Source organism: Alkaliphilus peptidifermentans DSM 18978 (genome assembly GCF_900101495.1).
In the GTDB taxonomy this organism is placed as follows: domain Bacteria; phylum Bacillota; class Clostridia; order Peptostreptococcales; family Natronincolaceae; genus Alkaliphilus_C; species Alkaliphilus_C peptidifermentans.
This window is the reverse complement of record NZ_FMUS01000019.1, coordinates 37,807-55,430: the sequence shown is the minus strand read 5'-3', so window position 1 is coordinate 55,430 and position 17,624 is coordinate 37,807. Positions and strand designations below refer to the sequence as shown.

Below are 17,624 nucleotides of genomic sequence, written 5' to 3'. Positions count from 1 at the left end.
AAAAGCATTTTTTCATTATTTTAAAGCATGAAATGCTTTTGTTCCATGTAATCTTTGTTTTTACTTTTTTTTAGGTTATAATATTCATGATAAAGTTTTAAAAATGAGAGGGATGACTAATATGTCTAGAGCTGGAAAAGTAGCGAAATCTACAATTATTATCATGATATTTATACTTGTCAGCAAAATATTGGGATTTTCTCGAGATATTTTAATTGCATCAAACTATGGAGCAGGTGAGATAGCAGACACATTCCTAATTGTATTTAAAGCCAGCTCAATAGCAATAGTTATGATAAATAGTGTGGTTCATACAACTCTACTGCCAGTTTTAACAGAAATATCGGCTAAAAAAGGTAGGGCTAAGGAAATAGAATTTGTCAACGAGTTTATAAATGGCGCTCTAATATTAACAGGCCTAATAGCTATACTAGGATGGATCTTTTCACCGTTAATTATTAAAATTCTAGCACCAGCATTTGTTGGAGAACAATTTAAGCTGGCAGTAGAATTAAATAGAATCGGATTCCCCATGATTATATTAGTTGCGGCAGCATCAACTATTACAATATTTCTACAGAAAAACGAAGAATTCACCATACCTGCAGCTACAGGGCTTCCACTTAATATTACATATATTGTTTTCTTGGTTTTTTTATCCCATAGATTTGGAATTAAGGGATTAATGTATACCGTCCTGATAGCTCATTCAACTCAGCTTTTTTTTCAATTACCCTATGCCTATAAAATGGGATTTCGATATAAATTCAAAATTAGCCGGAGCAATCCATATCTAAAGAAGACATTATTATTATCTGCACCGATAATTATTGGAGCGGCTATTCAGCAAATAAATACCATCATAGATAGAAATATTGCATCAAGGCTTGAAGTAGGCAGCATTTCAGCATTGACCTATGCTGTTAGATTAGAGGAGTTTATAGTTGGAGTCTTTATAGTTGCAGTTTCAACTGTATTTTTCCCAATGCTAACTCGTGAATTTGAAAACAATGATTATGGTGAGATGAAGAATATCATGGGTTATGGTATTAACTTTATATTAATGATTACAATACCTGCAACTATAGGTATTATTCTTCTTGCATTTCCAATAGTAGAATTACTATTTCAAAGAAATGCTTTTGACCAACGGGCAACCTTTATGACAGCCAATGCTTTAATATTTTATTCTGTTGGTCTTCCAGGAATTGGAGTAAGAGAAATGCTATTAAGAATGTTTTACTCTTTGCAAGATACTAAAACTCCAATGAAAAATGGAATTATAGCCGTTATTATAAATATTACCCTTAATTTAATCCTGGTGAGATTTATGCAGCATAGAGGACTTGCCCTAGCCACTGGTATTTCGGCATTAATTTCGGCTACATTGCTGACCATAAGCCTGAAAAAGAAAATGGGAACAATAGGGGGAACTAATCTGCTTTCTAGCTTTCTAAAAATTACTTTAGCTTCACTTGCAATGGGTATAATAGTATTTCTTTTAAAGCCTTATTTTATAGGTAATTTTTCTGGAAGCTTTATGAGGGATTCCTTGCAATTAGGCATCATCATATTAATTGGTGTAGTATCATATTTTTCAATTTGTTACATATTAAAGATAAGGGAGCTTAGGTTTCTTTTTGAAATAGGTATTGAGAAAATTAGAAGGTTATAAAAATGAGAAAATAAATAGGTGAGTTTTATAATAATCTGTCAGGGGGTATTGAAATGGACTTAAGAACAATAAAAAATTATGAACTGTGGTTAACCGATTCCTACTTCGACGAAGCCACTCGTAGAGAACTAATTGAGTTACAGGGAAATGAAAAGGAAATAGAAGATCGATTTTATAAAGACTTGGAGTTTGGAACAGGTGGAATAAGAGGTATTGTTGGTGCAGGAACAAATCGTATGAATAGATACACAGTAGGCAAGGCTACTCAAGGTTTGGCTAACTATATTGTTAAATATGGGGAAGAAGCAATGAAACGAGGAGTTGTTATTGCATATGATTCTAGACACATGTCAAAGGAGTTTTGTGAAGAAGCTGCTTTGATTTTAGCAGCAAATGATATACCCGCTTATATTTTTGAAGATCTTAGACCAACACCAGAGCTTTCCTTTGCTGTTAGAGAACTAAATGCAATAGCAGGTATAGTTATAACAGCTAGCCATAATCCAGCCCCATATAATGGATATAAGGTTTATTGGGAGGATGGAGCACAAATAACCTCTCAGCATGCATTGGGGATAATAAAAGAAATTAGTGAGATATATGATTTAAAGGATATTTATAGGTTGAACAGGGAAATTGCAGAAGCAGAGGGACTATTAAATAGTCTTGGTAAGGAAATGGATGATTTATTTATAGAGGCCGTAAAGAAACAATCCTTAAGACCTGAGGTTGTAAAAAATATTGGAGAAGGCTTCAAAGTAATATATACACCTTTACACGGAACAGGAAGTATTCCAGTAAGACGAGTACTTGAAGAAATCGGATTCAAAAGCATTATATCTGTAAAGGAGCAGGATAAGCCTGATCCCAATTTTTCTACAGTAAAGTATCCTAATCCAGAGGAGCGAGATGCCTTTACATATGCTATTGAGCTTGCTAATAAAGAGTCTGCACAGCTGATTATAGGAACTGATCCAGATTGTGATCGCGTAGGGGCGGTGGTTAAGAATAAGGATAACGAGTTTGTAGTCTTGACAGGTAACCAAACGGGAGCTCTTCTGGTGGAGTACATATTAGGAGCATTAAAGGAGAAGAGAACACTTCCCCAAAATGGTGTTATTATAAAAACCATTGTTACAAGCGAAATAGGAGCTGTTATAGCAAAAGCTTATGGAATAGATGTGTTAAATACACTTACTGGCTTTAAATATATAGGAGAAAAAATCAAACATTTTCAGGAGTCAAAGGAGTATACCTATATATTAGGATATGAAGAAAGCTACGGTTATTTAATAGGAACCCATGCCCGTGATAAAGATGCTGTTGTAGCCTCAATGCTTATTTGTGAGATGGCTGCCTACTATCATAACATGGGAATGTCATTGTATGATGCCCTTCAGCAACTATATAAAAAATATGGTTATTACCAAGAAGGCCTAAAATCAATCACTCTAGAGGGTAAAGAAGGAATGGAAAAAATTCAAAGGATTCTAGAGACATTCCGAAATGATAAAATGCAACAACTGGGAGAGCTTCCAGTCCGTTCAATGGAGGATTATTTACTTGGGAAAAGATTTAACTATGTAGATAAAACCACCAGTGAATTAGACTTCCCAAAGGCGGATGTAATTAAATTCATTTTGGAAGACAATAATTGGGTAGCACTAAGACCTTCAGGAACAGAGCCAAAGCTTAAAATATATGCTGGGGTAAAGGGAAAAACCCTAGAAAATGCTGTTGATTTATTAGAAACCTTAATGCTAGCAATGGAGGAAAAAATATTATAAAGGGGTGAATGAAATGAATATTTTGCTTGTGGACGATGAACGACTACTGGTAAAAGGACTAAAGAAGAGCCTAGAACAGGAGGGCTTTAACGTTACAGCTGCCTATGACGGAAATGAAGCCTTTAATGTCTTTAGTAGTACACCCTTTGATTTTGTTATACTAGATTTAATGCTTCCTGAAATAGATGGAATTACTCTGTGTAAAATGATTAGAGAAAAATCTGATGTTCCAATAATTATGTTAACAGCAAAGGACTCTGAAATAGACAAAGTTTTAGGGTTGGAGCTGGGTGCTGATGATTACATGACAAAGCCATTTAATACTAGGGAATTACTAGCTAGAATACGTGCCATCGGTCGTAGATTAGAAAAGCAAACTCAAAAAGAAGCCATCTATACAGTAATGGATTTAGAGTTAAACCTTAATTTACGGCAGGTTAAATTGAAGGGAAAAGAAATTGACTTGACGCCAAAGGAATTTGATATTCTTGCGCTTCTAATCCATAATAGAGGACGAGTTTATTCTAGAGAGCAAATTTTTCAACTAATATGGAAAGAGCCATGCTTTGATACACGAACCATAGATGTGCATATAAAAAATTTGAGGGAAAAATTAAAGGACAATCAGCAGAAATCAGCGATGATACAGACAAAATGGGGTGTAGGATATTTTTTTAGAAGGGATTGATCAATGTGACCTTCACAATACGTAAAAAATTAGTACTTATGTATATTCTGCTGATACTAATCCCATTAATACTAATTAATTATATATCAGTAAGCAATATGGAAAATTCTGTTTTTCATGAAGTTGAAGTGAACATACTTAAATCTGCAAATATTATTTCAAACCTTAGTAGAGATAATTTTAATGACCTTGTAGCATTAAAACGTATTGTAAAGCAATATGTACCTCCATTTGGAGGTCGTTTATTAATTATAGACCATAATAAGAATGTGATGGTTGACAGCTTCAATCTTCTAGAAGGTAGAAACATTAATAACGAAGAAATTAGAAGTGCTCTACAAAATAAAGAAAAATATAACTACTATAGTCTTGATGAAAGGCTAATTCAAGTAGGTGTACCTATAAATATAACCTTAGAGGGTGAGAAAATTACTGTTGGAGTTGTTCTAATCTCAGCAGCAATTGAAGAGCAATTTAAGCAAGTGGAGGATTTTCGTAAACAGCTACTGTGGTTATCTATAGTAGCCGCTTCAATAGGGATGATTGCCGCCATTATAGCCAGTAATCATATTGCAAAACCAATTATAACCCTATCTCACGCAGCAAAACGTATTGGGAAGGGTAATTTAGGAGAAACTGTTGATATTAGTACAAAAGATGAAATTGGACGTCTGGTGGAAAATTTCAATTACATGAGCAAAGAGTTATATAGAATTGATAGGGGAAGGACACAATTCATTGGAGACGTTTCCCATGAGTTGAAAACACCTTTAGCATCTATGAAGGCATTGATAGATTCTTTACTTTATGGAGAAGATAGCTTGACGATTTATAAGGAATATTTAAGGGATATGGATACTGAAATAGATCGCCTAACTGATTTAATAAAAGCATTACTAACCCTATCGAAGCTAGACGAGCAGGGCTTAAGCTTAGAGTTTACTAATATAAAGCCCTTAATTGAAGAGGTGCTAAAAATATTAAAGCCCCTTATAGATCAGGCTAATATCAATATAGACATAAATATGATTGATAAGTATAAAGTTTTATGTGATAAAGAACGCATAAGAGAGATATTTATAAACTTAGTTGACAATGCTATAAAGTATCGTGACATCAATAAAGAAAGCAATAATATTCGGATAATTGGAAAAGATAACAAAGATTCATATCAAATTTCAATCGAGGATAATGGTATTGGAATGGTTGCGAAGGATCTAGAGGCTATATTTGAAAAATTTTATCGTACAGATTTATCCCGCTCTAGAGATACAGGAGGAGCTGGAATAGGACTATCAATTGTTGATAGAATAATTAAGCTGCATCAGTGGCAAATAGATGTTAATAGTCGAGAAAACTGCGGGACAACCTTTATAATTACTATTCCTAAAAGTTCCTTAGAACTTTCTTTATAGTTTCTTTACAACTCTTCATTAGGTCTTAAGATTTCTTGTATATAATGTTATTATAAACCAGAGAAAGGAAGCGAGATTATGAAAAGGATAATAATTTTATTAGTAGCTATAACGATGATCTTTACTCTTGCTGCATGTGGGAAGCAGGTTACAGAGGCGCCGGAGGATAATGATGGAAATGAAAATGAAGTAGTAGACCCTAGTCCCGATGTAGAGACAGTTGTAATTACTTTGTATTTCATGAATGAAGAATATGTCATTACGGGGAACGAAGAGCTAGAGAAGATAATTGAAGTTAACAGGGAAGTCACAATTGGTGAAAAACCTATAGAAGAGGTAGTTATGGAGGAACTAAAAAAGACAACTGAAGGAGAAGAACTCTATACTGCATTGGCCAATATTAAGGTTTTAAGTGTTGAAACAGCAGAAAGCACTGCATATGTAAACCTATCTAGCGAGAATCTATTTGGAGGTTCATTAGAAGAATCTTCAATATTAACACAAGTAGTTTTGTCTTTAACAGAAATAGATGGAATAGATTCAGTGCAGTTTTTAGTTGATGGAAGTAAAAGAGAAACACTAATGGGTCACTACCTCATAGAAGAGCCTTTAAATAGAGATGAATTTAATTTCTAATATATAAAACTCATATATAAAGTACTAAAAAAGGCAGCATAGCTGCTTTTTTTAGTACTTTATACCTGTTTACATAATTTACTAATCATGAGATAATTTTCTTAATAGTCGAAATCTATATAAAATTTGGAGAATGACAAGAAAAAGGGGGAAATATGGAAAAAAGGACATCAAATATTACATATTTTTCACTTATATTAAAAGTATATTACAATACAGATATTTTGGATTAAATGTGATAAACTGGATTTAGATATTGGAAATATTTGTGGTGGTGATATTATGAAAATTGTTTTAATTTTCTTTTTAGCTACTTTATATTTTATACTTGATTCTAGTACTCAAGATGAAAAAGAGAAAGATCCTCAATTTTGAAATAAATTATATATTTCCCCCTCCTCCTTCTGTAGGCCCTTAAATTTAAATAGGGTCTATAGTTTTTTTTATGGGAATTATTTTTGGGGGTCTTAAGGGTTCCTTATAATGAATATACCTAGGGGGATTAGTTGAAAGTAAAGATCAAATTTGTTATGATTAAACAGGTATCGCAGTATATCTAATAAGTGGAGGGTTTATATGGCACTATTAACGGTATTTAATGAAATCAGCATATTATTTCTTTTAATTCTAGCCGGTTTTATTGCACGTAAAATGAATTTACTAGGTGATGAAATAAATAAAGGCATTAGTGTTTTAGTTTTGCAATTTACATTGCCTGCCCTCATTATTAAATCTATGCAGTTCTCCTTTACTAGGGAAGTTATGCTGGGAAGTATTCATATGATTTTAGTTTCTATAATTGTTCATGGGTTAGCTATTGCTATTGCTATCATAACACCCCGTATCTTAAAGGTAGAAGGAGACCGTAAAAGAATTTTTCAATTTACACTAGTTTTTTCCAATGTTGGTTATATGGGATACCCTGTATTAGATGCCATCTATGGAGAGATAGGAGTTTTTTATGGTGCATTGTTTAATATTCCATTTAACTTTCTACTGTGGACAGTGGGAGTTATTATCATGACACAGGGTAGAAGTGGTGTAACAGAAGCAAAATTTAATTATAAAAGGTTAGCATTTAATCCAGGAATAATATCGGTATTTATAGGATTTTCATTATTTCTATTTTCTATTGAATTACCCTATGTAATATTTAGAACCCTTGATTTACTAGGTAATACAACAACACCACTATCTATGTTGGTTATTGGAGCAATGCTGGCAGAAATTTCATTAAGAGAAATATTTATTGAAGAGAAACTATTAAGTATTTCAATTATACGGTTAGCCGTAATACCTTTAGTTACTTTTGCATTACTTAAGTTTTTTGGTGCCAGTGGACTACTAATTGGAATACCAGTTGTGATTTCAGGAATGCCTGCTGCTGCCAATACTGCGGTTTTTGCAACAATGTTCGATGTAGAGCCCCATTTAGCTTCAAAGGCCGTTTTTAACACAACACTGCTATCGATGATATCAATTCCACTATTAACTATGCTTTTATAGAAAATTACAACCCTCCATCAGTTACATGGAGGGCTTGTATTATCCACTTTTTTCATTTGATAAAACTTTACTATTAATTTATCGATTTTATAATTTAGTTCTAAGACTTCTTCTAAATCGGCATTTCTTTCTAAATAGTTACGAAGTTGACTCTTGAGGGTTTCTATTTCAACCTTAATTTTTTGTATTTCTTTCATACATAACACCCCCATTTTTTAATTTTGATTACCATTTAAAAAACTTGTCTGTTTTTATGTAATATAATTATACCACTATTTAGCATAATTAAACATCATAAAGTGTCTAAAATCAACACATTTCCTATTTTTAGTATTATAATACTATTTTTATAAAAAAGCTATATAATATATCTATAGGGGGCAGAGACATGGAAAATATAATAGATTTAATAACCAGAGAGGTCATGGTACTGCTAATAGCTGCAATGCCGTTGATGGAGTTGAGAGGTGCTATACCTATTGGAGTCTCCATGGGTATGCATCCTGCTCATGCAACTTTGCTTGGTATACTAGGAAGTTTATTGCCAGTTCCATTTTTACTTTTATTTCTTGAACCAGTCTTTTCAGCTTTAAGAAGAAGTCGTTTCTTTCGAAGCTTTGTTGATAATACCATAAATAGAACATTGAAAAAAAGCCACAATGTGAAAAAATATAGTGTGCTGGGACTTATTATTTTTGTTGCCATACCACTACCAACTACAGGTGTATGGACAGGCTGCCTGGCAGCAACCTTATTTAATATTCCCTTCAAAAATGCCTTTCCTGCTATAGTATTAGGAACAAGTATTGCGGGAACAATAATGTTTGTCTTGTCTTATGTAGTTACAATGTTATGATGAGGCAATCAAGTTAAGAGTTGAGTATTAAGAATTAAGAATTAAGAGTTAAGAGTTAATCTAAAAACCTTATAGAATGTCCTAGAATTTGTAATTCTCTCACTATTTGATATTCACCTTATTATTAAATGTATTTTATTATTTCTGTAATTTCTAATTACTCATTATTCATTATTAATTACTCATTGAATTTCAGCAGGTTTCATATTTGTAAAATAAATGTTGACAGATAAAAAACTCGATGTTATTATAATTTAGTACTTAAGTTAATAAAAATAAGTTAATAAAAATCTTGATGCCTTATCAAGAGCGGTGGAGGGATAGGCCCGATGATACCCGGCAACCATATATTGTATGGTGCTAATTCCTACAGAATCCAGATTCTGATAGATGAGGTAAGCATATGCGAACATATGCCTCTTCTTATGGGAAGAGGTTTTTTTAATGTCTTTGATGAGGAATTTTAATTATTGAATTTTATTAACTGAAGTGGGTATATTACTACCAAAACATTAGAAACTCTATTTTTATAGAGAATAAATAACTTACTAAAGTAAAGAATAATTAAGGAGGTTGAAAAATGGCTAAAAGGTTATTTACTTCAGAATCAGTGACAGAAGGACATCCAGATAAAATTTGTGACCAGATTTCTGATGCTGTATTAGATGCAATATTTGAAAAGGACCCTAGTGCACGGGTAGCATGCGAAACAAGTGTTACTACGGGTTTGGTTTTAGTGGCTGGTGAAATTACTACCGAATGCTATGTTGATATTCCAAAGGTGGTTAGAAAAACCATTGAAGAGATTGGTTATACAAGGGCTAAATATGGTTTTGATAGTGATACTTGTGCAGTTTTAACTGCAATTGATGAGCAATCCCCTGATATTGCAATGGGAGTAAATGAAGCGTTAGAAAGAAAACAAGGCGGAATGGCAGATGGATTAGAAGCCATTGGAGCAGGAGACCAGGGGATTATGTTTGGCTTTGCATGCAATGAAACGCCAGAATTAATGCCACTACCTATATCCTTAGCTCATAAATTAGCTAAACGCTTAGCAGATGTTAGAAAAAATGGAACCCTTTCCTATCTAAGACCAGATGGTAAAACTCAAGTAACGGTTGAGTATGACGGGGACAAGCCAGTTAGAATAGATACTATTGTAATTTCAACTCAGCATGGTCCTGAAGTGGAACAAAAAGATATTGAAAAAGACATTAAAGAGCATGTAATTAATAAAATTGTACCTAGTAACCTACTAGATGGAAATACTAAGTACTACATAAATCCTACAGGACGATTTGTTATTGGCGGACCTCAAGGAGATGCAGGATTGACTGGAAGAAAAATAATAGTTGATACCTACGGAGGTTATGCACGACATGGTGGAGGAGCCTTCTCTGGTAAAGATCCAACAAAGGTAGACCGATCAGCTGCCTATGCGGCAAGATATGTTGCAAAAAATATTGTAGCTGCAGGATTAGCCGACAAATGTGAAATAGAATTAGCCTATGCTATTGGTGTAGCTGAGCCAGTTTCTATTCTAGTAGAAACCTTTGGAACAGAAAAAGTTAGCCAAGAATTGATTGAATCGCTTGTTAGAAAGCATTTTGATTTAAGACCAGCAGCTATAATCAGGGATCTTGATTTAAGAAGACCAATCTATAGACAAATTGCTGCATATGGACACTTTGGACGTACTGATGTGGATCTTCCATGGGAAAAAACTGATAAAGCTGAAATTCTACGAAAAGAAGCAGGGCTGTAGAAAACCTGTGAATAGTGATAGGTAAGATACGGGCAATTAGTAGCTTGTAGGGGCGGAAGACTCTGTCCGCATGCTCTGTAAGAAATGACTGGAAAACAAATAAGCAATAACTAAAAGAAGGGGCTAGCTGAATAAACAGTTAGTCTCTTTTGTTTACATGCATTAGAATCTTTCTAAGGTTATATTTTATTTTTTCATCCAACATAAATTATGTAATTAGTATTAGCAATTACTCATTACTTTTTAATTATTAATTGCTTCTATGTAATTGTTTTTCCATTACTCATTATTCATTACTAATTATTAATTGCACTTCCATTATGCTATAATAATACTTATGAAATGGAAAAGAGAGGAGGGAATGGGTTGACAGAGCTACAAGGTAAACTAATTGAAATTATATATTATAATGAAGCGAATGGATATACAGTTGCCTTTTTATCTTGTGAAGAAGAAGATGCTACAATCGTTGGTATACTTCCAACAATAAAAGAAGGTGAAGAAGTTTGTGTAAAAGGAAAGTGGATTATGCATCCTTCCTATGGTAGACAATTTGAATTAAAGGAGTACCGATCTATTCAACCCACCTCTATAGATGGCATAATAAGTTACCTATCTTCAGGGATTATCAAGGGTATTGGTGAAAAGATGGCTAATAGGATTGTTGAGAAATTTGGGGAGGAAACCCTTGAAATAATGGAACAAACACCTCATCGATTAATTGAGATTTCTGGAATTGGAGAAGCTAAAGCAGAGTCCATTGCCAATGCCTTTCAAGAGCAGCGGGAGCTAAAGGAAATTGTATTTCTATTATCTCAATATGGAGTTACTCCAGTCTACGCAGTTAAGATATATAAAAAATATGGACAACTGTCTGTAGGCCTTATTCAAGAAAATCCCTATAGGCTTGCTGATGATATTAATGGTATAGGCTTTAAAATGGCTGATCAAATTGCAAAATCTATGGGAGTTCCAACGGATTCTATGTATCGGATACAGGCAGCAACTAAATACGTTTTAAATAGCTTTAATGGAGAAGGACATACATATGCGCCAATGGATATGTTAATTAATAGAACTAAAGAATTAATAAATGTCACTGAAGAGCAAGTCAACGATGCTATAACAAATCTTGCATTAGAGCAAAAAATTCACTTAGAAAGAGTCAATACTGAGAATGTAATAGCATACTCTATGCCATACTACTATGCTGAAACCAATACCTGCAAACGACTTGTGGAGCTGTCGCAGGTAACTCTTGAAGGTAATAATATAAGTCTAGAGGAAATGCTGAATGATATAACTCAAAAGGATGGAATTGAGCTGGCTGATAAACAAAAAGAAGCTATTTGTCAGGCGGTTGAAAATGGCATCATGGTAATTACAGGTGGACCTGGTACAGGAAAGACGACAACAATTAATACTATAATAAAGGTATTTGAAAAGCTTGAAAAAAAGATTATGCTTGCTGCTCCAACGGGAAGGGCTTCTAAAAGAGTAAGTGAAGCAACTGGGAGAGAAGCTAAAACAATTCATAGATTATTGGAGATGGGATTTTCAGACGAATCGCAAGAAATGAGCTTTATTAGAAATGAAGAGCATCCATTAGAGGCCGATGTTGTAATAATCGATGAAGCATCTATGATTGATATATTATTAATGAATAGCCTTTTAAAGGCAATAGTATTGGGGACTAGAGTCATTCTTGTAGGGGATGTGGATCAGCTCCCTTCTGTAGGCGCTGGTAATGTACTTAAGGATATTATAGATAGTAATATTGTAAAGGTAGTACGATTAAATGAGATCTTTAGACAGGCCCAAGAAAGTATGATTATAGTTAATGCTCATAGAATCAATGGAGGTATATTACCTATTTCCAATGAAAAAGATAAAGATTTTTTCTTTATTAGGAATAAAAAGGAGGACATGGTAAATACACTTATTTCTCTTGTTAAAGATAGATTGCCAAAGCATTATAATTTGGATAGCTTAAAGGATATTCAAATGCTTACCCCAATGAAAAAGGGAGAGACTGGAACAATTAACTTAAATAAGGCTTTGCAGGCAAATCTAAATCCTCCAGGAAAATGGAAGGCAGAAAAGGAATACCGAGATAAGTGTTTTCGTGTGGGAGATAAGGTGATGCAGATAAAGAACAATTACACATTAAAATGGACAAACATTAAACCAGAGTCAGATGAGGAAAAGGGGGAGGGTGTCTTTAACGGCGATATAGGATACATTCACTCAATAAATGTGGAAGATCAGGAAATGACTGTAATATTTGATGATAATAGACTTGTAATTTATGATTTTTCCCAGTTAGATGAACTTGAACTTGCATATTGTGTAACTGTTCATAAAAGCCAAGGCAGTGAATTTTCTGTAGTGGTTATGCCTATTACATGGGGACCTCCAATGCTATTAACAAGAAACCTATTATATACTGCTGTTACTAGGGCCAGAAATTTAGTCGTACTGGTGGGGAACGAAGGTTATTTACAGGAAATGGTGCAAAACAATAGAATAATAGAACGATATTCAGGATTATCCTTTAGGTTAAAGCGATTTTTCGATCTTCATAGACTGCAGTGATTGTAAAGACTTAAATTTAAATTCAGCATTTAACAGAGTACTATAGTACTATATTTATAATAAAAAAGGGAAAATATAGAATAGTGTAGAATTTAATAGAAAAAGGGAAAAAATTGAAGAGGCCTAAGGAATTAAGTATGGAAGATAAAATAATGAATAAGATAAATTCATTCTATGTTAATTATATAAAGGCTTATGGTGATGCTTTTTGGGAGATTATATATCCAGAGGGAATTACCTGTGTTATATGTAAGAAATCTATATACAAAGAGAAGTATAGCCTCTGCAAAGACTGTTATAGTAAAATTGCTTTTCTTGATACAGGAATATGGATTCAAACTTCAGCTATTAGGGAAGCGATTCCTATTAGGATTTTTTCAGTTGTAAAATACAATAATGCTTCAAAAAAAATAATTTACCGATTAAAATATAATCAAGAAACCTTTATGGCTAGAATGATGGCAGAAATGATGATGGACTATATTTTAAAAGCAGGAATAATGTTTAATTGTATTGTAGCAGTACCCCTACATAAAAAGAGAGAAAAAGAGAGAGGTTTTAACCAAGCCTACCTATTAGCAAAATATTTAAGCAAGGGTTGTAATATACCATGTATAAAAAATAACCTTATCCGTATAAGGGATACAAAGGTGATGCACCACTTATCGAGACAAAGCAGACAAAAAAATGTAGAAGAAGCATTCTATATTTTAGACCCAGTTGAATTTGCCAATAAAGAAATACTTTTAATCGACGATATTGTAACTACTGGAGCTACAGTAGAAGCCTGTTGTAAAATTTTAATTGAAGCAGGCGCCAGTTCTGTTAAAGTTTTAACGTTAGCGCGAAGAACGAAGGAGGAGGGGAAAGTATGGATTTAAGAAACTGTTCAAAATGTGGAAGAGTATTTGCTTTTAAGGGCAGTGATATATGCTCAAGGTGTGCCACTGATGATGAAGGTGATTTTAAAAAGGTAAAGGATTATCTATATGATCATCCTGGCGCTTCGGTAAAGGAAGTGTCTGAAGAAACAGAAGTTACAGAAAAGCAGATACTGAGGTATCTAAGAGAAAATAGAATTGAAATACGTGAAGAAAGTAATTTTTTTCTAGACTGCGAACGCTGCGGAAAGCCTATTCGATCAGGAAGATTTTGTGAAATATGTACAGTAGAGCTGAAGAAGGAATTTCAATCAGTGATGAAGCCCAGGAGTGTAGAGAAAAAAGTAGAAAGTGGTTTAAAAACAAAAATGCATATTGCCGAAATGAGAAAAAAAAATAAATAATGTTAAGAAATACCTCAATGATGCCGATAATAAAGATAGTAAATAAAACGTGCAAAGTTGAGGTGTTTTTATGAAAATTTTTAATAATCCCAATATCACTAAGGTGATGAAAATATACGATAAAGCAAATAAGACAGCTGCTGAGGGAGTAAAGGGTGCAGATTTTCCAAAGGATAAATTAGAGCTTTCTAACAACGTGAAGGAGCTACAGATGGCATTTAGGGCACTTAAAAACCTACCAGAGATAAGGGAAGAAAAGGTGAAGGAAATAAAGGATAGAATACAACAGGGGACCTATAATGTAACGGGAAGTGAAATTGCAGAAAAAATGCTAGAAGGAATTCAAATTGATAAAAAAATATAGGTTTTTTAGAATAAGGTCGGGGTGAATAACATGAAAAAATCAATTGAACAGTTAATAGAATCACTAAACCATGAAAAAAACATGTATGAGGAAATTCTTAAGCTGGAAAAGAAAAAAATAGAGGTTATACGATTGGGCAATATGAAAGAGCTAGAAATGATGACACAAAAAGAGCAACAGTATCTTATGAAGATGGGAACCTTTGAAAAGCTTCGTAGATCTGTACTTGTCAATGTTGCTGAAGCACTGGAAGTCGACGAAATTACCAGCGTATCTGAATTTCTTCTTTATATTAAAGATGACAAAATTGTAAAAGAGATTGATGAAATCAGAGATGAGCTATTAGAAATAATAAATGAAATAAAGGAAGTAAATGAGTTGAATGAGAAGATGCTGAAGCAACATCTTGAGTATATTCATTTTAATTTTGAAGTATTAACCAGTGATATGCGCGAAGGCAATACTTACGGTGGTAAGGCTACGGAAAAGGATAAACAAAAGATTAATTTATTTGATGCTCGTATATAGATATAGAAAAGGGGGACCAATATGCGATCGACATTTACAGGTTTTAATACAGTACGATCAGGCTTATTTGCTGCTCAACGGGCATTAGATATTACTGGTCACAATATAGCTAATGCAAATACAAAGGGTTATTCCCGACAGAGGTTGAATCAGGTGCAAAGCACTCCTATGGCATTGTTTGGTGGGCAAGGAATGCTAGGTACAGGAGTTGACACTCTATCTATAACCAATGCAAGAAATGAATTCTTGGATTTTAAGTATAGAGGAGAAGCAACTACTTTAGGCTATTGGGAAGCAAAGCAGGAAGGACTTGCTTTTATAGAGGCTATTATAAATGAACCTTCTAAATCAGGAATTACTACAGTTATGGATGAACTATTCTCTTCTTTTCAAGAGCTACATAAAACTCCTGAAAGCATAACAACCAGAACAATGGTCAGAGAAAGGGCAACCACATTTACCAACACTGTAAATCATATGTACAAGCAGCTAGAGAAAATGGCTATTGATCTAAATTTTGAAATAGCAACTACTGTTAATTCTATCAATTCGTATGCAGATCAAATAGCTTTATTAAATTCTCAAATATATCGTGTAGAATCTGATGGCAGTAACGCCAACGATCTTCGAGATAGAAGAAATGTTTTGATTGATGAATTGTCTAAGTTGGTTAATGTTGATGTAGTAGAAGTAGGAGATATTAACAATATCGCAAACAATAAGCTATCACTTCAAATTAATGGACAACCATTAGTTTATCATGATAGAGTAAATAAGCTGGATGCAAGCGTTGAAAATCCCAGTTCCTTTGATGATCAAATTCAAATGAGGCAAATTAGATGGGCCAACGGAGATATGATAAGTGTAAAAGCCCTTGGAGGAGAATTGAAGGGCCTATTAGATATAAGAGATGGAAATAGTGGAAGCAGCAAAGGGGTTCCATACTACATAAATGAACTCAACAGATTTGTCAGTGTTTTTGCCGAAAAAGTCAATGAAATTCATATGGCTGGCTTTGACTTAAAGGGGAACACTGGGACTGCCTTCTTTACGGCCTTTGGTGTGGCTACAGCAGATATTGACCCATTGGTAGGAATTACTGCAAAGAACATTAAGATATCCTTGGATATTGATTCGGATCCAAATAAAATAGCAGCCTCCAAAACGGCAAATTTATTACCAGGAGACGGTTCTCAGGCTTTAAGATTGGCAGAGCTGCGACATCTTTCCAGTATGTTTAGTGAGGGTAAACCAGAGGACTTCATTAAATCCCTCATTGGAAATCTAGGGGTTGATTTACAGGAAGCCATTAGGATGAGTCAGAATCAAACCTTTCTAGTGGCTCAAATTGATAGTCAACGGATGGCTATATCCAGTGTATCAATGGATGAAGAATTATCCAATATGGTTAGATTCCAGCATGCCTATAATGCTGCTGCCAGAATGATAACCACTATTGATGAAATGCTGGATGTTGTAATTAATAGAATAGGAATAGTTGGTAGATAGCTAATAGTTTAAAACCTATGAAATAGTTAACCTATTAATACTGGAGGTGTAATCAATGCGTGTAACTAATAATATGATAATGAATCGAATGATGCTTAATTTAAATAGAAACCTACAACAAATGAATAAGACCATGATGCAAGCTTCAACAACTAAAAGAATTCATTTGCCTTCAGATGATCCTGTAGGTATTACTCGTAGCATGAAAATACGGGCAGATATCAATGAACTGCAACAGTATAAAAAAAATGTGGATGATGTAGTTTCTTTTTTAGAAACTACAGAGCTTGCTATTAAGGGTGTTGGTCAAGTATTGTTAAGACTTAGAGATTTAACAGGTAAGGCAGCAAATGGGGTTTTAACAAATGATGATATGATTAAAATTAAAGAGGAAGTCTCTGAACTGAAAAATCAAATTATTAGCTATGGTAACACAACATATGCTGGAAAGTATGTTTTTTCTGGCAAGAAAACCGATGTGCAATTGTTTGATGAAAATGGAAATTATAAAGTTGATTTGACAAATATGTATAACCCTGCAGATGTAGATGATAAAATACAATTTGAAGTTGGTGTCAACGATAAAATCGAAATTAACTCATTAGGCTTCGAAGTGTTTGATAATATAACAACTCCAGCTCCAGGAGATAAAACCGTAGCTGCCGGAACTAAGGCTGGGTTAATCCAATTGATTGAAGAAATTGAGGGTTATTTAGATGCAGAAAATAATCAAGCCTTAACGAATGCCCTAGATGATATAGACAAATACGTGGATATCAATCTAACCGCAAGGTCACAAATTGGTGCAAAGATGAATAGGATGGAGCTGGTTCAAAACCGAATTGGAGATGATATAGTTAATTTTACTAAGCTTCTATCAGAAATAGAGGACGCAGATTTAGCAGAGGTTTATATGAATCTCACAATGCAAGAAAATGTATATCAATCCTCATTAGCCATAGGGGCACGAATTATTCAGCCTTCTTTGCTGGACTTTCTAAGGTAGTTTTTC

16 protein-coding genes and 1 riboswitch are annotated in these 17,624 nt (G+C 33.8%); of the genes, 15 read left to right on the top strand and 1 reads right to left on the bottom strand.

Features of this window, described 5'->3' with window-relative positions; all coding sequences use genetic code 11:
• Window positions 1-121: 121 nt before the first annotated feature.
• The 6 genes from murJ to BLP68_RS13650 all read left to right on the top strand — a co-directional run bounded on the left by murJ (window position 122) and on the right by BLP68_RS13650 (window position 7,707).
• Complete coding sequence (murJ, locus tag BLP68_RS13675) at window positions 122-1,675, top strand: murein biosynthesis integral membrane protein MurJ (RefSeq protein ID WP_176759033.1); 1,554 nt, start codon at window positions 122-124, stop codon at window positions 1,673-1,675.
• 53 nt (window positions 1,676-1,728) lie between these two features.
• Window positions 1,729-3,462 carry a phospho-sugar mutase gene (locus BLP68_RS13670; RefSeq protein ID WP_091544692.1) on the top strand — a complete coding sequence of 578 codons (1,734 nt, stop codon included), beginning with the start codon at window positions 1,729-1,731 and terminating at the stop codon, window positions 3,460-3,462.
• Window positions 3,463-3,475: 13 nt separating this feature from the next.
• Window positions 3,476-4,150: a response regulator transcription factor gene (locus BLP68_RS13665; RefSeq protein WP_091544689.1), complete on the top strand. Its 675-nt coding sequence runs from the start codon at window positions 3,476-3,478 to the stop codon at window positions 4,148-4,150.
• A gap of 5 nt (window positions 4,151-4,155) precedes the next feature.
• Window positions 4,156-5,565, top strand: a complete 1,410-nt coding sequence (locus BLP68_RS13660) for a sensor histidine kinase (RefSeq protein WP_091544687.1) — start codon at window positions 4,156-4,158, stop codon at window positions 5,563-5,565.
• Window positions 5,566-5,643: 78 nt separating this feature from the next.
• Window positions 5,644-6,201, top strand: coding sequence for a GerMN domain-containing protein (locus BLP68_RS13655; RefSeq protein ID WP_091544684.1), 558 nt, complete (start codon window positions 5,644-5,646; stop codon window positions 6,199-6,201).
• 576 nt (window positions 6,202-6,777) lie between these two features.
• On the top strand, window positions 6,778-7,707 hold the full coding sequence (locus BLP68_RS13650) for an AEC family transporter (protein ID WP_091544681.1): 930 nt from the start codon (window positions 6,778-6,780) through the stop codon (window positions 7,705-7,707).
• 17 nt (window positions 7,708-7,724) lie between these two features.
• Here BLP68_RS13650 and BLP68_RS13645 read toward each other — a convergent pair whose 3' ends face one another.
• Entirely contained in the window at window positions 7,725-7,904 is a 180-nt protein-coding gene (locus BLP68_RS13645; RefSeq protein ID WP_091544679.1) for a hypothetical protein, read from the bottom strand.
• Window positions 7,905-8,095: 191 nt separating this feature from the next.
• On the opposite strand from BLP68_RS13645, the gene BLP68_RS13640 reads away from it, so the two are divergent.
• From BLP68_RS13640 to flgL, 9 genes are all read left to right on the top strand, one after another.
• Complete coding sequence (locus BLP68_RS13640; RefSeq protein WP_091544676.1) at window positions 8,096-8,563, top strand: COG2426 family protein; 468 nt, start codon at window positions 8,096-8,098, stop codon at window positions 8,561-8,563.
• 297 nt (window positions 8,564-8,860) lie between these two features.
• Window positions 8,861-8,960: riboswitch (SAM riboswitch) on the top strand.
• Between the two features lie 183 nt (window positions 8,961-9,143).
• Complete coding sequence (gene metK / locus BLP68_RS13635; protein ID WP_091544673.1) at window positions 9,144-10,331, top strand: methionine adenosyltransferase; 1,188 nt, start codon at window positions 9,144-9,146, stop codon at window positions 10,329-10,331.
• A 366-nt stretch (window positions 10,332-10,697) separates the two neighbouring features.
• Complete coding sequence (gene recD2 / locus BLP68_RS13630) at window positions 10,698-12,926, top strand: SF1B family DNA helicase RecD2 (protein ID WP_091544669.1); 2,229 nt, start codon at window positions 10,698-10,700, stop codon at window positions 12,924-12,926.
• Window positions 12,927-13,078: 152 nt separating this feature from the next.
• Entirely contained in the window at window positions 13,079-13,807 is a 729-nt protein-coding gene (locus BLP68_RS13625; RefSeq protein WP_176759032.1) for a ComF family protein, read from the top strand.
• A complete protein-coding gene (locus BLP68_RS13620; RefSeq protein ID WP_091544661.1) occupies window positions 13,798-14,211 on the top strand; it encodes a TIGR03826 family flagellar region protein in 414 nt (137 codons plus the stop codon). The genes BLP68_RS13625 and BLP68_RS13620 overlap by 10 nt, the downstream gene beginning before the upstream one ends.
• 70 nt (window positions 14,212-14,281) lie before the next feature.
• Window positions 14,282-14,575 carry a flagellar biosynthesis anti-sigma factor FlgM gene (gene flgM / locus BLP68_RS13615; RefSeq protein ID WP_091544658.1) on the top strand — a complete coding sequence of 98 codons (294 nt, stop codon included), beginning with the start codon at window positions 14,282-14,284 and terminating at the stop codon, window positions 14,573-14,575.
• Window positions 14,576-14,605: 30 nt separating this feature from the next.
• Window positions 14,606-15,103, top strand: a complete 498-nt coding sequence (locus BLP68_RS13610; RefSeq protein ID WP_091544655.1) for a flagellar protein FlgN — start codon at window positions 14,606-14,608, stop codon at window positions 15,101-15,103.
• Window positions 15,104-15,124: 21 nt separating this feature from the next.
• Window positions 15,125-16,612 carry a flagellar hook-associated protein FlgK gene (flgK, locus tag BLP68_RS13605; RefSeq protein ID WP_091544652.1) on the top strand — a complete coding sequence of 496 codons (1,488 nt, stop codon included), beginning with the start codon at window positions 15,125-15,127 and terminating at the stop codon, window positions 16,610-16,612.
• Window positions 16,613-16,667: 55 nt separating this feature from the next.
• Complete coding sequence (gene flgL, locus BLP68_RS13600; RefSeq protein ID WP_091544649.1) at window positions 16,668-17,618, top strand: flagellar hook-associated protein FlgL; 951 nt, start codon at window positions 16,668-16,670, stop codon at window positions 17,616-17,618.
• The last annotated feature ends 6 nt before the right edge of the window (window positions 17,619-17,624 follow it).

Excerpts from the sequence above, each read along its gene's own strand:
- murJ (WP_176759033.1), top strand. The coding sequence starts at position 122 with ATGTCTAGAGCTGGAAAAGTAGCGAAATCTACAATTATTATCATGATA.
- BLP68_RS13670 (WP_091544692.1), top strand. The coding sequence starts at position 1,729 with ATGGACTTAAGAACAATAAAAAATTATGAACTGTGGTTAACCGATTCC.
- BLP68_RS13665 (WP_091544689.1), top strand. The coding sequence starts at position 3,476 with ATGAATATTTTGCTTGTGGACGATGAACGACTACTGGTAAAAGGACTA.
- BLP68_RS13655 (WP_091544684.1), top strand. The coding sequence starts at position 5,644 with ATGAAAAGGATAATAATTTTATTAGTAGCTATAACGATGATCTTTACT.
- BLP68_RS13650 (WP_091544681.1), top strand. The coding sequence starts at position 6,778 with ATGGCACTATTAACGGTATTTAATGAAATCAGCATATTATTTCTTTTA.
- BLP68_RS13645 (WP_091544679.1), bottom strand. The coding sequence starts at position 7,904 with ATGAAAGAAATACAAAAAATTAAGGTTGAAATAGAAACCCTCAAGAGT.
- BLP68_RS13640 (WP_091544676.1), top strand. The coding sequence starts at position 8,096 with ATGGAAAATATAATAGATTTAATAACCAGAGAGGTCATGGTACTGCTA.
- metK (WP_091544673.1), top strand. The coding sequence starts at position 9,144 with ATGGCTAAAAGGTTATTTACTTCAGAATCAGTGACAGAAGGACATCCA.
- BLP68_RS13625 (WP_176759032.1), top strand. The coding sequence starts at position 13,079 with ATGAATAAGATAAATTCATTCTATGTTAATTATATAAAGGCTTATGGT.
- BLP68_RS13620 (WP_091544661.1), top strand. The coding sequence starts at position 13,798 with ATGGATTTAAGAAACTGTTCAAAATGTGGAAGAGTATTTGCTTTTAAG.
- flgM (WP_091544658.1), top strand. The coding sequence starts at position 14,282 with ATGAAAATTTTTAATAATCCCAATATCACTAAGGTGATGAAAATATAC.
- BLP68_RS13610 (WP_091544655.1), top strand. The coding sequence starts at position 14,606 with ATGAAAAAATCAATTGAACAGTTAATAGAATCACTAAACCATGAAAAA.
- flgK (WP_091544652.1), top strand. The coding sequence starts at position 15,125 with ATGCGATCGACATTTACAGGTTTTAATACAGTACGATCAGGCTTATTT.
- flgL (WP_091544649.1), top strand. The coding sequence starts at position 16,668 with ATGCGTGTAACTAATAATATGATAATGAATCGAATGATGCTTAATTTA.